General features: G+C 48.5%; 14 protein-coding genes. 11 read left to right on the top strand and 3 right to left on the bottom strand.

Annotation, left to right across the window (positions count from 1 at the left end):
* Positions 1 to 151: 151 nt before the first annotated feature.
* The 5 genes from C8J48_RS11425 (at position 152) to C8J48_RS11405 (ending at position 5,238) form a co-directional block, all read left to right on the top strand.
* Entirely contained in the window at positions 152 to 1,702 is a 1,551-nt protein-coding gene (locus C8J48_RS11425) for an acetate--CoA ligase (protein ID WP_425430480.1), read from the top strand.
* A 61-nt stretch (positions 1,703 to 1,763) separates the two neighbouring features.
* A complete protein-coding gene (locus tag C8J48_RS11420) occupies positions 1,764 to 2,294 on the top strand; it encodes a hypothetical protein (RefSeq protein ID WP_107726898.1) in 531 nt (176 codons plus the stop codon).
* Positions 2,295 to 2,459: 165 nt separating this feature from the next.
* Positions 2,460 to 4,004: a glucose-6-phosphate dehydrogenase gene (gene zwf, locus C8J48_RS11415; protein WP_342748246.1), complete on the top strand. Its 1,545-nt coding sequence runs from the start codon at positions 2,460 to 2,462 to the stop codon at positions 4,002 to 4,004.
* 17 nt (positions 4,005 to 4,021) lie between these two features.
* A complete protein-coding gene (locus C8J48_RS11410) occupies positions 4,022 to 4,654 on the top strand; it encodes a cyclase family protein (RefSeq protein WP_107726894.1) in 633 nt (210 codons plus the stop codon).
* Positions 4,655 to 4,896: 242 nt separating this feature from the next.
* Positions 4,897 to 5,238, top strand: a complete 342-nt coding sequence (locus C8J48_RS11405) for a hypothetical protein (protein ID WP_107726892.1) — start codon at positions 4,897 to 4,899, stop codon at positions 5,236 to 5,238.
* A 47-nt stretch (positions 5,239 to 5,285) separates the two neighbouring features.
* On the opposite strand, the gene C8J48_RS18755 is transcribed toward C8J48_RS11405, so the two are convergent.
* The gene (locus tag C8J48_RS18755; protein ID WP_170105399.1) at positions 5,286 to 5,618 is read right to left on the bottom strand and encodes a hypothetical protein; all 333 of its coding nucleotides are present in this window, start codon (positions 5,616 to 5,618) and stop codon (positions 5,286 to 5,288) included.
* Positions 5,619 to 5,902: 284 nt separating this feature from the next.
* On the opposite strand from C8J48_RS18755, the gene C8J48_RS11395 reads away from it, so the two are divergent.
* Entirely contained in the window at positions 5,903 to 7,033 is a 1,131-nt protein-coding gene (locus C8J48_RS11395) for a S8 family peptidase (RefSeq protein WP_107726889.1), read from the top strand.
* Here C8J48_RS11395 and C8J48_RS11390 read toward each other — a convergent pair.
* Positions 7,023 to 8,321, bottom strand: coding sequence for a S8 family peptidase (locus C8J48_RS11390; protein WP_107726887.1), 1,299 nt, complete (start codon positions 8,319 to 8,321; stop codon positions 7,023 to 7,025). The two genes, C8J48_RS11395 and C8J48_RS11390, sit on opposite strands and share 11 nt — an antisense overlap.
* Positions 8,322 to 8,500: 179 nt before the next feature.
* Between C8J48_RS11390 and C8J48_RS11385 the strand changes: the two genes are divergently transcribed.
* Positions 8,501 to 10,483: a peptidoglycan D,D-transpeptidase FtsI family protein gene (locus C8J48_RS11385; protein WP_170105397.1), complete on the top strand. Its 1,983-nt coding sequence runs from the start codon at positions 8,501 to 8,503 to the stop codon at positions 10,481 to 10,483.
* 58 nt (positions 10,484 to 10,541) lie between these two features.
* Here the strand turns inward: C8J48_RS11385 and C8J48_RS11380 are convergent, their stop codons facing one another.
* Positions 10,542 to 10,835 (bottom strand): gamma-type small acid-soluble spore protein, encoded by a 294-nt coding sequence (locus C8J48_RS11380; RefSeq protein ID WP_107726883.1) that lies wholly within the window; start codon positions 10,833 to 10,835, stop codon positions 10,542 to 10,544.
* Positions 10,836 to 10,926: 91 nt separating this feature from the next.
* Between C8J48_RS11380 and asd the strand changes: the two genes are divergently transcribed.
* The 4 genes from asd (at position 10,927) to greA (ending at position 14,670) form a co-directional block, all read left to right on the top strand.
* A complete protein-coding gene (gene asd / locus C8J48_RS11375) occupies positions 10,927 to 11,778 on the top strand; it encodes an archaetidylserine decarboxylase (RefSeq protein WP_107726881.1) in 852 nt (283 codons plus the stop codon).
* 12 nt (positions 11,779 to 11,790) lie between these two features.
* Positions 11,791 to 12,390 (top strand): rhomboid family intramembrane serine protease, encoded by a 600-nt coding sequence (locus C8J48_RS11370; protein WP_107726879.1) that lies wholly within the window; start codon positions 11,791 to 11,793, stop codon positions 12,388 to 12,390.
* A 55-nt stretch (positions 12,391 to 12,445) separates the two neighbouring features.
* The gene (locus C8J48_RS11365; protein WP_170105396.1) at positions 12,446 to 13,660 is read left to right on the top strand and encodes an MFS transporter; all 1,215 of its coding nucleotides are present in this window, start codon (positions 12,446 to 12,448) and stop codon (positions 13,658 to 13,660) included.
* 530 nt (positions 13,661 to 14,190) lie between these two features.
* Complete coding sequence (gene greA / locus C8J48_RS11360; RefSeq protein ID WP_107726875.1) at positions 14,191 to 14,670, top strand: transcription elongation factor GreA; 480 nt, start codon at positions 14,191 to 14,193, stop codon at positions 14,668 to 14,670.
* The last annotated feature ends 53 nt before the right edge of the window (positions 14,671 to 14,723 follow it).

Raw genomic sequence — 14,723 nt, 5'->3', positions numbered from 1 at the left:
TTATAATTTGGTGTGGAAGGCAGTGGGTAAACCGCTGCCTTCGTTTCATATTCCAGGAAAAAAGCACTTTCTGTCGAAATGAATGAGGAACAAGGTGAATGGAGGGATTGTCGTGGATCGGACTATTCCCGAAGCATTTAATTTGGCGCAAATGATTGATTGCTTTGCTGAATCCGCTTCTGATCGAACCGCGATTCGATGGTTGAGCGAAAGCGGTGAACAAAGGGAAGTGTCGTATGGAGAATTGAAAACGCATTCTGATCAAGTGGCCGCAGGGTTGGTATCTGCAGGTTTAAGTAAAGGTGATCGTATTTTGATTTTGTTGCCTCGACTGCCTGAGGCATATATTGCGTATTTAGGAGCATTGAAGGCAGGCTTAATCGTCTTGCCTGGATCGGAAATGTTGCAGCCCGCTGATATCGCTTATCGGATGCAGCATGCGGAAGTGGCCGCTGTTATTATGAATCGGGTCTTAGTTGATAAGGTGGATCAAGCGGTGGAAGGTTTTTCTTTTCTTCGCCGAGGATGGGTGGTTGATGGAGCTGACAGCCATGATCGCTGGGAAGATTTTTCACGCTTACAGGAATGCGAAAACGATGTTGTTCTTCCGCAGACTTCTTTTGACGATATCGCTTTTCTCTCTTATACATCGGGAACCACCGGCGGTCCGAAAGGAGTGATCCATCGCCATCGTTGGGCCTTGGCCCATCATCGCGTGGCCGCGATGGAATGGTTAAATATCCATGAAAACGATCTGGTTTGGGCGACCGCAGGACCGGGATGGGCAAAATGGGTATGGAGCCCTTTTCTTTCCACATTGGCTAGTGGTGCCACGGCGTTGGTATATCATGGTCGATTTGATCCAGAAAAAACATTGGCGTTAATTGCGGAAAATGGGGTACAAGTGTTATGCTGCACACCCACTGAATACCGAATGATGGCAAAGGTGGATGAACTGGAGCGGTTTGATCTCTCCCGTCTACATAGTGCCGTCAGTGCCGGTGAACCCCTCAATCGCGAGGTGATTGATACCTTCCGCCGGTATTTTCAGGTAGAAGTGCGGGATGGATACGGTCAGACGGAAAATACACTGTTGATAGCAACATTGAAGGGTATGACCAGCAAACCGGGTTCAATGGGAAAACCAACACCAGGCAATTATGTGAAGATCATCGATGAAACAGGTAAGCCGCTTCCTGTAGGAAAAGTGGGCGATATCGCTGTTTATAAGGATGCACCGGCACTTTTTTCCGAGTATTACCGCGATGAGGAACGAACTCGTCGAGCGTTTCGTGGAGACTGGTATCTAACCGGTGACCGAGCGTGGCGAGATGAGGACGGTTATTTTTGGTTTGAGGGTCGATCCGATGATATTATCATCAGCTCCGGTTATACGATTGGCCCATTTGAAGTGGAGGATGCGTTGGTCAAACATCCAGCGGTACGGGAATGTGCGGTTGTCGCTAGTCCCGATCCCGTCAGAGGTTCTATCGTCAAGGCGTATGTGGTGGTGAAACGGGGATATGATACGACTTCGGCTTTGCGACGAGAGTTGCAGGAACATGTAAAAAACCTGACCGCTCCCTATAAGTATCCCCGTGAATTGGAATTTACAGCAGAACTGCCAAAGACGACGAGTGGAAAAATTCGGCGGGTGGAACTACGCCGTCTGGAAAAAGAACGAAAACGTCAATCGCCTTGAATCCGGTAAAGGGACTAGGGTATAATCTGGGAGAATCCGCTAGAAAGGATCGGACAACCTTATGCGTATTTTTCCCCATGGCAATGTCGTCAACTTTCAATCATCGGTCCGAGAGATGACGGCTCCAGAATTGGAAACCCTAATCAAGCGAGCAATGGAACAAGGATCGATGATAACCGGTTGTCTTAATTTGGAACAATCGGAGTTAGTGGTATATGGTCAAGCGATCGCGATTCAACTGGACGAACAATCGGACCAGGTAATATTGACGACTCAGACGGACGATGGAACGAGGCATTCGATTGAAACGGTATTTAGTGACCTCTCCATCAGCCATGAAATGCATTTTGATATTGAAGAATCAGAAGGGAAAACCCTTCGTTATACGGTGTATTATCTAACATTTACCGGTGATTCCGCTGCTACTTCCACCGAAAAAACTTGGTTTTTCGCTAACAGTGAGACGATTGCACAACCCTTGGATTGTGTGGTTGAATTTTGGCGCCAAGGAGGAGAAGCGGGACGGGATGCTGATTTTTCCACAAGCGGTTGCGGGATTCCTCCCTCTTTTGGCAAATCGATAAAGAGATGAAGGAGCTTCTGGGCGCTGTTGACGAATGTCGTCAGCAGTTTTTTTCTGTAGGAAAGCGGGAAACGTTAACAGCAACGAACCATCCGCTATGAATCCATAGATGGAAGGGGTCGGGCCGGGTTTCCCTCCAGGGGAAAGAAAACGGACGGAATAGGAGTGAATATGTTGTCACAGCCACAAATCGATCGACAAAATCCTTTTGTTATGGTCTTATTTGGAGGGGCGGGAGATTTAGCCCGGCGCAAGTTGTTTCCCGCACTCTACAGCTTGCATCGAAATGGATGGATTCATCCGCGGTTTGCCGTCGTCGGTTTAGGCCGCTCTGCCCGCGAGCGGCAGGAGTATCAAAGCATTGTGCGGGAATCGGTGCAAAAGTATTCACGTCTGGATACGGATACGGAACAGGATTGGGCTGCTTTTTTAAACCGGTTTCACTATGTTTCCCTCGATGTGACAGAAGAAACGGGATACCAACAATTGAAGCAGGAAGTCGAACGGTTGGAGCAAGAGTGGGAAATTCCGCAAAACCGCTTATTTTATTTGGCGATTTCTCCTCGTCTGTTCGGCGATGTGGTTTCTCGACTAAAAAAAGTGAAACTGACGGAGACCAACGGTTGGAGAAGATTGGTGATCGAAAAACCTTTCGGTCATGATTACCCCTCGGCTAAAGCTTTAAACGACCAAATTTCGCAGTCGTTTTTGGAGGAAGAGATCTATCGGATCGATCACTACTTGGGGAAAGAGATGGTTCAGAACATCGAAGTGATCCGCTTTGCCAACAATCTATTTGAAGCCATGTGGAACAATCGCTATATCAGCAATGTGCAAATTACGGCCAGTGAAACGGTCGGGGTGGGGGAGCGCGCCGCCTACTACGATCAGGCCGGGGCTCTGCGCGATATGGTGCAAAATCATATCCTGCAAATAGTAACAATGGTGGCGATGGAGCCGCCAAGCCGACTAAAGCCGGAAGCCATCCATGACGAAAAGGTGAAAGTGTTACGTTCGCTGCGAGGATGGACCGAAGCGGATGTGGCGAAGCGGATGGTGCGGGGACAATATACGGCAGGGCTGTTAAATGGGAGTACGGTTCCTGCGTATCGAGAAGAAGAAGATGTTCCGCCAAACTCCGCCAATGAGACCTTTGTCGCGGGGAAATGGTATATCGATAATTTTCGCTGGTCCGGTGTTCCCTTTTATTTCCGCACCGGTAAGCGGTTGGGCCAGAAAGCGACCGAAGTGGTAATCCAATTCCGAGGCGTTCCCCAAAATCTCTACTTCAATAAAAACAATGATCTTGCTCCCAATTTATTAGTGATCAAAATTAATCCCGATGAAGGGCTCTCCTTCCAGATGAACGCAAAAAAGCCCGGAGGCGAGATGGAAGTGGTTCCGATTGCGATGGAGTTTTGCAATAACTATGAAGAAGGATCACCGGAAGCGTATGAAAGCTTGCTCCATGATGCGTTGGAGGGAGATCGCACCTTTTTTACCCATTGGGATGAAGTCTCCCTCGCCTGGCAGTTTATCGATCCCATCCGCAATATCTGGGATCAAAACGATGATAGCCTTTGCTTTTATGAGGCGGGTAAATCCGGTCCACAGGAAGCGGATGACCTTCTTTTCAAAGATGGATTCAGCTGGAATACCCCCCAGCGTTTGCGTAGTCATTCGGTTGTACAAGGTAGTGAGATCAATTCAAAACCGTGACAAGGGAGAGGGTTTTCATGTATCAGGTTTATGATGTATCGATGACGATCGAGGGAAACATGGCTGTCTATAAAAATAAAGAGGAGAAAAAACCGCAGATTCGGGTGGTGCAGGATTTTGATACCAGTCCGACGCGTGAATCCCGTGTCGATATGGATGTTCATACCGGCACTCATGTCGATTCCCCCTTACATATGTTGCCGGACGGGGGAACGATGGAGACGATTTCGGTGGAGAAATTGGTCGGCCCTTGTCGTGTGTTGGATCTTACCACAGTAGAAGGTGGAATCAGTCGCTCCGATCTGGAACGCTTTGATATTGGTGCTGGGGAGTTTCTCCTGTTAAAAACACGTAACTCCTTCCGTGAGGATTTTGACTTTGAATTTGTATTTCTGGCGGAAGACGGGGCTTCATACTTAGCCTCAATCGGTGTTCAAGGAGTGGGTATCGACGGTCTGGGAGTGGAACGAAGCCAGCCGGGTCACCCTACGCATAAAACCTTGTTCCGTGCTGGGGTAATCATTATGGAAGGGTTACGCCTGCGGGAAGTGGAGCAAGGGTCATACTTTATGGTGGCGGCTCCAATCAAACTGCGTGAGACCGAGGCTGCTCCCGCCCGCGTTTTGCTATTTTCAGGCTTATCCTATTAAAAGCGAGAAATACCCGTCTGAATAGACGGGGAGGCTGCGACAAACCTTGATAACGAAAATCGGGACCCGGACCTGCTTTGTCATCAATCTGACCTGTCTACTAGACGGGTATTTTTTTGCCCTTTTTCAAGTGGGTATTGGCCTTTTTTTCGGGCTCTGGGTGGGTGACATGTGCATTCCCCCAAGGCTCTCATACAGTGTTGGTGTGAGGGACGAGAGTTTTTTAACAAGGGGGAGACATCATGTCCCAATCGGGGCCATCTAAAAAGGATTTTGCTGATTTAATCAACCAAGTGCTGGGGCGCAATGTGATGAATGAGCAAGTGATGGATCGCTTATTGCAAAATGCCCGCAAAAATTATCAGCAACAGGGGATGAATGGCATTTTTGAGATGGTGCGACAAATGACACAAGCCCCTATCGACAACAAAGAGATGAAAGCAATGATGGATACAATCCTGGGTTCATCATCACCTGGTGATGCTTTGGATCGTCTCGGTGGGCAGAATTGGCTTTCAGAGGGAAAAGCGCGCCAATTGAAACGCCATCTGGAAACACCGACGAAAAGGAAAAAAGGCGGTTGAAGAATGGGCTCAACGAAAATGGGCTACTGAGTAGCCCATTTTGCAGATTATTTTTTCTTTCCCCGTCTGCTTTGACGATTTTTCATCACATGATCCACGATTTTATTCATTCCTGGAGCGTTGATCAAATCGTAGAGGCTATCGCCGTCGTTGGAATGCGGTTTGGGAAATGCGGATGATCCTTTGTCATCGTTGTTGTCATTGTTTACAAAGACCGTGGAGCCAGGCGAGTCGGAAATGGATTTCCCGCTGCTTCCTCCCGTTGAACGGGAAGATGAATTGTTTTTCTTTTGGGAGAGGGCAGCGATCAAGTCATTTAACGCTTTTCGGTCTTGGGTGGCGTGGGAGAGATGGGCGAAAGAGTTTAACCATTTCTCCATCTGAGAAGTCACTTTTGTGAGTTGTTGGGACAGATTCTGGACTTGATCCATGCGGCTGAACTGGGCGCTTTCATTTGTTAGCCAGGGATGGGAGGATAACGATTTCTGGTCAGAAGGCGGTGGGGAAGGGCGTGACTGTCTTGATGGAGGGGACGATTTTACGGTGGGGGGACGTGATGTGTAGAGTTTGGGTTTCTTCAAGATAAATCCTCCTTTTACTGTTTTAAATTCCTTTCCAATCTATTCAGTCACGGGTGAACAGTGAGAACAAGGAGTTGAAAGCGATGCTACCGGACTGGTTTCCTGTGCCTCCCATGTACAATCGCCGTCCCAAGGTGCGTAAGATTATCCACCTTCGCCAAAAAAGAAATCCTCAAGATTGCATCCAGCAGATCAGTCGGTGGGGGGGACGGCCGTTACGCATACTCCCTCACCTGGGGGTGGTGATCGGGGAGTTTATGCAGTCGGGAAATTCCTACAGTTTGGATGGCCATCCCGATATAGCCCATTGGGAGCCAGATATTCAAGTAACACTTTCATACCCGTATGTCGGTGAGATCTCTCAATCGAACGCTTCGATTCCTTGGGGGATCCAAACGGTGGAGGCTCCTAAGGCATGGCGATATACAAAAGGACGTGGGGTAAAAGTGGCGGTCATCGATACGGGGATTGCCAATGACCATGCGGCTGTTCAGCGTAACTACAAAGGGGGAGTCAACATCATCTCCCCGATGTTTACTCCCTATGACTATAATGGACACGGTACCCATGTCGCCGGGATCATTGCCGGACGGAGCCAGGAACTGGGTATTATCGGTGTTGCACCGCGGGTGCATCTATATGCGGTGAAGGCTTTTAATCGACGAGGGAGTGCAAGTTTATCCGATCTATTAAGCGCCATCAACTGGTGTATTGAAAACCGCATGGATATGATCAATATGAGCTTTGGCATGGTGAAAGTGAGCGATTCCCTGCAACAGGCCATTCAGACCGCTCATCGCAGGAAGATTGTGATGGTGGCGGCGTCCGGCAATCAAGGGTCCAATGGGAGCGTCGATTTTCCTGCCCGTTTCAATGAAACGATCGGAGTGACGGCTACAGGGAAGGACGGTAAGTTAGCCAGTTTTAGCAATACTGGTCAAGGGGTCGATTTGGCGGCACCGGGGGATAAAATTAAATCGGCTTGGCTCAATGGAGCGACACGGGAGATGAGCGGTACTTCAATGGCAGTTCCTCATGTGACGGGTACGGCTGCACTTCTTTTTTATCTGCGACAGGATCTCTCACCCGATCAAATAAGGCAATTGCTGGTTCAAAGCGGGATGACGGTCAACGGTAATGATCAGTACCGCCGTCTAAACTCTTATCGATCGGTTCAGATGTTGGCCCGTTATATGGGACGCTTTATTCCTTGAACCATTTCTGTAAGACCTGAACTTGGCCTGCCCCCTGATCGTTTGGCGGCGAGTTCAGGCTTTCAGCGGATTGGACGAGCGTTTCTTTTACCTGGTCGGGTGTCCAGTCGGGTTGCTCTGTCAATAACACAGCGGCGATTCCGGCTACAATCGGAGTAGCCATGGAGGTGCCGGATAGGGTGCTGTAGTCTTGGCTGACACGGGTGTCAGGAGATAATTTATCAATATAGGAGCGTTTCACTCGTAGTGAAGTGATTCCTGTTCCCGGTGCAACGAGGTCGGGCTTGGTCACGTGGCTGGCAGTAGGTCCACGGCTGGAAAAGGAGGCGATTTCATCGTCTGAACGATCCAGGGTACCCATGTCATCGGTTGCTCCCACTGTAATGATGCTGGGATGAATACCGGGTGAGGAAATCGTGCCGGATTCTGGCCCGTCGTTGCCCGCCGCCGCGACGACCACAAGTCCCTTTTTCCACGCTTGTGCGGCTGCTTGGGCGACAGGGTCATTTTGATGGGGAGAGGTACTACGGCTTCCCAGGGAGAGGGACAATACACGAATGTTGTATTTTTCTCGATTGGCGATGCACCATTCGATTCCCGCAATCACATTGGACAGTTTACCGGAGCCCCATTTGTCCAGCACTTTTACTCCAATCAAAGGGGCTGCCGGTGCCGGTCCGACATAGGTTCCTTCCGACGCAAACCCGTTGCCGGCGGCATCTCCGGCACAGTGTGTGCCGTGGCCGTTATCGTCGTATGGGTTTGTTTTTCCTTTGACAAAATCCTTAAAGGCGATAATGCGGTTTTCCGGTTTTGTCAGATCGGCATGGGGATGAATACCAGTGTCAAGTACAGCGATGGTGGCTTTTTCCCCGCGATTATTTGCTTCCCAGGCGAGGGGAGCACGGGTGACTGCTGTGGCGATATCCAGACAAGTCGTAACCTGCCGATCCAGGATGACGCGTTTCACTTCTGCGCGTTCCATGATGGAGCGCAGCTCATGGAGGGATAGTTTGGTATGGCAGGTGTGGATGGTGGGATAATAATCCATTCTCTTTTTACTCTTGCTCACAATGCCTTGCATCGCTTGGCTGCTAAAAACAAGTTCAGGCTCCAACTGGATCAATACGGGAACACGGGTGAAGCGCTGTAAAAAAAATAAAACGAATCGATGTAAAAAACATGGAATCCAACGGAGCAAGTGAAGCCGTTTAATCAACACCTTGCGCAAATCGGAGTCCATCCGTTGACCGTGGTTACGAATCCATTGATAATTCGCTTGAAACATCATTTTCTCTCCTATCAATGAATCTTGTGGTTTCTGGTAATCTATGAATATGACAGGAGAGCGGTTGCGGTCACGTCACTAACCTATGATGATAGCGATCGGGCATTTTTTATAAAGAGAACTGTGGTACACTGTAGATGATAGAACGGTACTTGAGGAGAGAGGTTGAAACATTCGGCATGTTTAAATCAAAAAAACCATCTCCAGCAACATCAGACGAGATGATCTTCCATCGATTTCATTTGTTGTGGCTGATCGTCTTTTTATTGTTTGTCGCCTTAATTCTGCGTTTGAGCTGGGTGCAACTGGGTGGAGGAGAAAAGTATCAACAGTTGGCTGCTGAAAATAATTTTAAGCAGATTCCTGTTGTAGCCCCTCGTGGCAAAATCTTTGATGCCGGTGGGGAGTTGGTCGTGGATAACGAATCCCTATTTGCAGCGATGTATTTGGAAACGGATCAATCAAAAGAGGAAAAGTTGGAAACGGCCCGAAATGTGGCTAAAGCGTTGGATCTTTCCGTTGCCGATGTTTTAAAAAGCATGGATGTTGGTTTGGATCAAGAGGGCAATACGGTTCCGCGTAAACAGCCTCCGTACTATCCTAAAAAAATCAAAGATCGTCTGACGGAAGCAGAGGTGGTGCAACTGTCGGAACACCCCTCCGACTATCAGGGGGTTAATGTATTCCTGGAACCGTTACGCCAATATCGGGACGATACTTTTGCTGTTCAGACCCTGGGTTACGTCCGTCCTTTTGCCGGTGCCAAATCTTCCATGCAAAAATACATACAAGCGGCGGAAGAGGATAACGAAGGCGGTTATCTTGATTGGGAACAGGTGGGCATGGATGGTGTGGAATACAGCTACCAAGATGAACTGAGAGGAAAACACGGCTATCGGCTGGTGCGGGTCAATTCCAGTGGAAGAGTCGAGGATGTGATCAAAGAAGTAAAACCGGAGCCGGGGAACGATCTTACCCTCACACTGGACGAAACGATGCAATTGGAGACGGAAGCCTTTGCCGAAAAACAACTGAAGTGGTTACAGACAGAGGCTCCCGGACGCAATCGTGCACCAGACGCCAAAAATGTTTATGCGGTCGCGATGGAAGTAAAAACGGGAAAAGTACGAACAATGGTAAGCCTTCCCGATTACGACCCGAATATTTGGAACGGTCCTGTCACCGCTGAGGATTATCAAGATCTCACCTATACCCTAAGAAACGGCACGATTATAGAAGCTCCCTATGATGCCAGAGATGCAGACGATCCGGAGCAGGAATATCAACGGCATCCAATGTCGATCCTACCTCCGGGGTCCACTTTTAAACCTTTGACTACCCTGGTCGGTTTAAATGAAGGTCTGATCAGTCCCTATACCACCTTCCGCGATCCCGGCACTTTTTACTATGCACCGGCCACGCCGCCTGTGGGCAATTCCGGCGGCAATAACTACGGTGTGTTAAATGCCAAAAAAGCCCTTGCCAAATCGGCCAATACGTATTATGCTTGGATGTTTAGCCGTTGGTACCGCAGTGAAGGAAAAGAGAGCATTGATCGGTTCAATGAATATACTCATCAATTCGGCTTAGGTGTTCCAACCGGTATTCCGCTAAAAGGAGAACAGACGGGCACCGAGGATTATCTGGTCATCGCTGAGCGCAACTCCGGCTTGGGAGCGATGGTGTTGGCTTCCTTTGGTCAGGCACAACGTTATTCCACCATGCAGTTGGCGCAATTTACCGCGACATTGGCCAACGACGGAAAACGGATGCGCCCACAATTGGTAGAAAAAATCACCGCTCCCGATGGTAAATTGATAAAAACGATCCAACCAGAAGCTTTAAATGAGACGGATATTGATCCAAAGCATTTTCAAACGGTAAAAGAAGGTATGACGGCCGTGACACAACCCGGAGGAACCGCATCCCATCTTTTTCAGGATCTCCCCTTCTCCGTAGCCGCCAAAACAGGGACTTCGGAACAGGATATACCAAAGCGCGGACGAGTGCAAAATTCCGTCTTTATCGCCTATGCACCCGCCGACGACCCGGAGATCGCAGTCGCTGTGGTCGTACCGGAAGGTGGATATGGTGGAATTGCAGCCGGCCCTATCGCTGAAAAAATGATTACCACATACTATGAACGGTATATGCAAGAGTAAGATCACCCGAGAAAAGATCCCATCCTGCATAGCAGGATGGGATCGATTATAATGGAGATTACTGTTGGTTTTGGCCTTTCTTAGCTTGAGATTGTTGGTTTTTTTGACGAATCTGTTGCGCGTTCGTCTCGGCAGCAAACTCGCTTTGGTACTGTTGCTGAGCTCCCTGCTGGTATTGTTGCTGAGCACCTTTTGCAGACTGTTGGTTTTGCTGACGAATTTGTTGTGCATTCGTCTCAGTAGCAAATTCAGCTTGGTACTGAGCACCTTGTTGTTGCTTTCCAGCAGCTTGCTGATTCTGTTGACGGACTTGTTGGGCGTTGGTTTTCGCCCCTTTAGGTTGGAATGCCATTTTTGTATCACCTCCGTTATGAAGTATTGTGTCCGGATATGGATCTTTCACTCGTTGGATTTAGAACTATTTATTGCCTGAGGAGGCACCTATGAAAGAGAAATTGTTACTGTCAGGTCTTTATTTATTACCAACACGTCTGCTCTCCCGCTGGGTGGGACGATTTGCACGAACTCCTTTTAGCCGACGTGTCATCCCGTATTTTATTCGCCGTTTTGATGTGGATTTAGCCCAAGTGGAAAAACCGGTTACACAATATGAAACGTTAATGGATTTTTTTGTTCGAGGATTAAAGGAAGGCTCACGCCCGGTTGATCGTGATCCCGTTTCCGTAGTATGTCCAGTGGATGGAACGGTATCCCAGGTGGGTACGATACAAGGGGATAACCTGATACAAGCCAAAGGGGTTGATTATTCGCTGGAAGCGTTACTGGGTGGCGACAAAAACGATGTCAATGCTTTCCGGGGCGGTACGTTTCTGACGCTTTATCTCAGTCCGCGGGATTATCACCGCATTCATACGCCAGTGGCGGGTCGTGTCACCCATTTGACCTGGATTCCTGGAACCCTTTTTCCCGTCAATCAGCTTGGGGTAAAACGGATTCCTGGGTTGTTTACCAAAAACGAGCGTTTAATTACGTATATGGAAACCACGGCGGGAAGGATGGCACTAATCAAGGTGGGGGCCACCAATGTCGGCAGTATTCGCGTTACGTATGATGCCGAGATCGGTACCAACCGATCGGGACAAAAAAGAATGCTCCGACGGGAATACAAAGTGCCGCCAAAGGAAAAAGGAGAAGAGATCGGCCGCTTTGAATTTGGCTCGACTGTGATCCTGTTATTTCCGGCTCAGCGAGTGGAATGGCTGGATGAAATAAAGCCGGGCAGTAACGTTTTGATGGGACAGCGGATAGGACGGTTACAGGTATCCCAAGTTTAAGGGGTGAGTCGATTGTTTAACCATACACAATTGCCCTTTCGCCGGTTTCGCTCTTATTTTCCGGTTGTGACGGGTATTTTGTTCTTACAAACCTTGTTGTTTTTATTGATGACGCTTAGCGGTGGGTCTACCAATACCGCCGTTCTGCTTCGGTTTGGAGCATTGGAGGAGACGTTGTTAACACAGGGTGAATGGTGGCGCTTGATCACCCCAATTTTTTTGCATATCGGGTTGATGCATTTTTTGTTTAACAGCTTTGCCCTGTATTTGTTGGGCCCACAGCTGGAATGGTTGTTTGGCCGCCTTTATTTTATGGCACTGTATCTGTTAACGGGAATCATGGGGAATTTGGCCACAGTTTATGTGGGCGATTCTTACATCAGTGCTGGGGCTTCTGGGTCGATTTACGGCTTATTCGGTGTCTATCTGTATCTTTTTCTGTTTCGCCGCGGATCGATGGATCCCGACACAGGCAAAGGATTGTTGGCTTTGGTGGGGATCAATATCTTATTTAGTCTGATTGTGCCCAATATTAACTTGGTAGCCCATCTGGGCGGCTTATTCGCCGGTATGATGCTGGCGGGTCCATTGTTGAGGATGAAACAACGCTGATTGATTTTTCCTCATGTTTCTCGCGCCAATGGGCAAGATAGGCGTGGTGAGGGCGATGAGTTTATTAGGAAAAACGGATCAATTGGACCGTTCGGCATGGTTATTGCTCATAATTAGCGGGCTCTTTGCCATATCAACGGCTTTGTCCAATACATTTGTCAATGTTTATCTGTGGAAAATAAAAGAAGACTACATGATGATCGGCCGATACAACTTAGCGAGCTATCTCGCAATGGCCGTCACTTTTATTTTTGCCGGACGTCTGGCTAAACAGGTGGATCGGGTAATCGCCATCCGCATCGGAGTAGCATTGCAGGCAATTTTTTATTTGGCTGTATTGGCGTTAGGCAAAAATACGGTTCAGTATGTCGATTGGCTCGGTTTGTTTTTGGGTTTGGGATTGGGCTTTTTTTGGTTATCGTTTAATGTGTTGTACTTTGAAATCACCGAGCGGCACAATCGTGATATCTTTAACGGTGTTAACGGGTTGCTCACCTCGGCGGCGGGTATTATGGCCCCGTTGATTTCTGGCTTTATTATCACCCGTATCGATCAATTTACCGGTTATCGCATTATTTTTTCATTGTCCTTAGCCATCTTTGTCGTGGCGGTGATCATCAGCTTTTTGCTGAAGCGGCGCAGTGCCCACGGTGTGTTTCGGCTAAAGGAGACCTTGGAAGAGTCGTTACAAAGAGGCCGTCACTGGTTTTGGGTTAACTTGGCGATGGTGGCCCAAGGGGTGCGTGAAGGATTATTCTCTTTTTTGCTCAGCCTTTTGATTTTTGTCGCTACCAAAAATGAGATGGCCTTGGGGTGGTATCTAACAACCACATCGGCAGTGTCATTGCTCTCTTATTTTTTGGTGGGAAGGTACTTACGACGCCGATGGCGCGATGAGGGAATGTTGTTGGGAACAGCGATGATGGGAATCATGGCTCTTCCTCTCCTTTGGGAAGTGAATGCCTTTACCCTGTATTTGCTGGGGGTGGGGGCCTCCCTCTTTTTCCCCATCTATATGGTCCCGCTTACATCTGCGGTGTTTGATGTGATCGGTGAGAACAATAACACCGCCAAGCGACGGGTGGAGTATGTGGTGGCGCGGGAGTTAGCTTTAAATGTAGGCCGTATTCTCAGTGTGGCTGTATTTTTATGGTGGGCCAGTACCGAACCGGACCTGATACAGATCAAATGGTTACTCATACCGGTCGCATTTGTGCAGTTGTTTTCCTGGTTAACCATCCGGCAAGTTCCCTTATTGGAGCAGCCATGAAAGGCGACTCCTCCCGGCTTTTTGATGCCTAATATTCCGAATATTATTGAGGGAGGGGGGTGGGAGGAGGAGAGACGGGACTTTCCGGCGAATGCTTCGTATCAGGAAAAAATTCCGCTCATGAGAATGCCTCCTTTAGGGGTATCCTGTTTTTGGACGGATTCCGGGAGTATACAAAAGTGGTTTGCCGTCTCTCTTTTCCGGTGGAAGTTTTTGTGATAAGATATCACTCTGAAACCAAGATGAAGTCAAATTCGGTTTCAGAGGATGGGCACTTCCTTTTTTCTTCCCTTCCCCATCCCGGCAGAAACAAGAGTGGGATGCAGGGATGGGAGATGGCATACACTCCATTGAGTGGAGCAAGATTGTTCATACCCTATAACGGCTAAACAGGGAGGGTGGTGGAGCGAATCAGATCCTTTGCTTGCAAGAGATCGAAGATGCTCTACCATCCCGACCATCTGTGATGGGGTTTATCAACAATGATGGAAAGCAGCACGCTTATTGGTTCTTGCGAAGGAGGAATCGGTATGTCGCAACAAAATAAAGAAGTTCTATTGACAGAAGAGGGTTTGGCTAAGGTTAAAGAGGAGCTGGAACTGTTTCGTACGAAAAAACGGCAAGAAGTGGCACAACGGCTAAAAGAAGCCATTGCTCAGGGAGATCTGAGTGAGAACGCCGAATACGATGCAGCGAAGGAAGAGCAGGCGTTTATAGAATCGCGGATTGTCACATTGGCCAATATGATTCGCAATGCCAAAATCATTAATCAAGATGCCCAAAATAAAAACTTTGTCAGCGTCGGGGCTAAAGTGACGATCCAGGAAGTTCCCGACGGTGAGCAGGAGACTTACACGATTGTCGGAAGTGCGGAATCAGATCCGGTGTCCGGAAAGATCTCCAATGAATCCCCCATCGGAGCGGAATTGATCGGCAAGCGGGAAGGAGAAATGATTAAGGTTCCCGCCCCTTCCGGTACGATTGAATTTAAAATTGTATCCATCCATTGATGGCTCCAGTGAGACATTTGATAAACCCCGTTCCCCACATAGTTGGGGAGCGG

It is taken from the genome of Desmospora activa DSM 45169, from assembly GCF_003046315.1.
Lineage (GTDB): Bacteria > Bacillota > Bacilli > Thermoactinomycetales > DSM-45169 > Desmospora > Desmospora activa.
The sequence above is the reverse complement of the archived record's forward strand: the minus strand, read 5'-3'. Positions and strand labels throughout refer to the sequence as shown.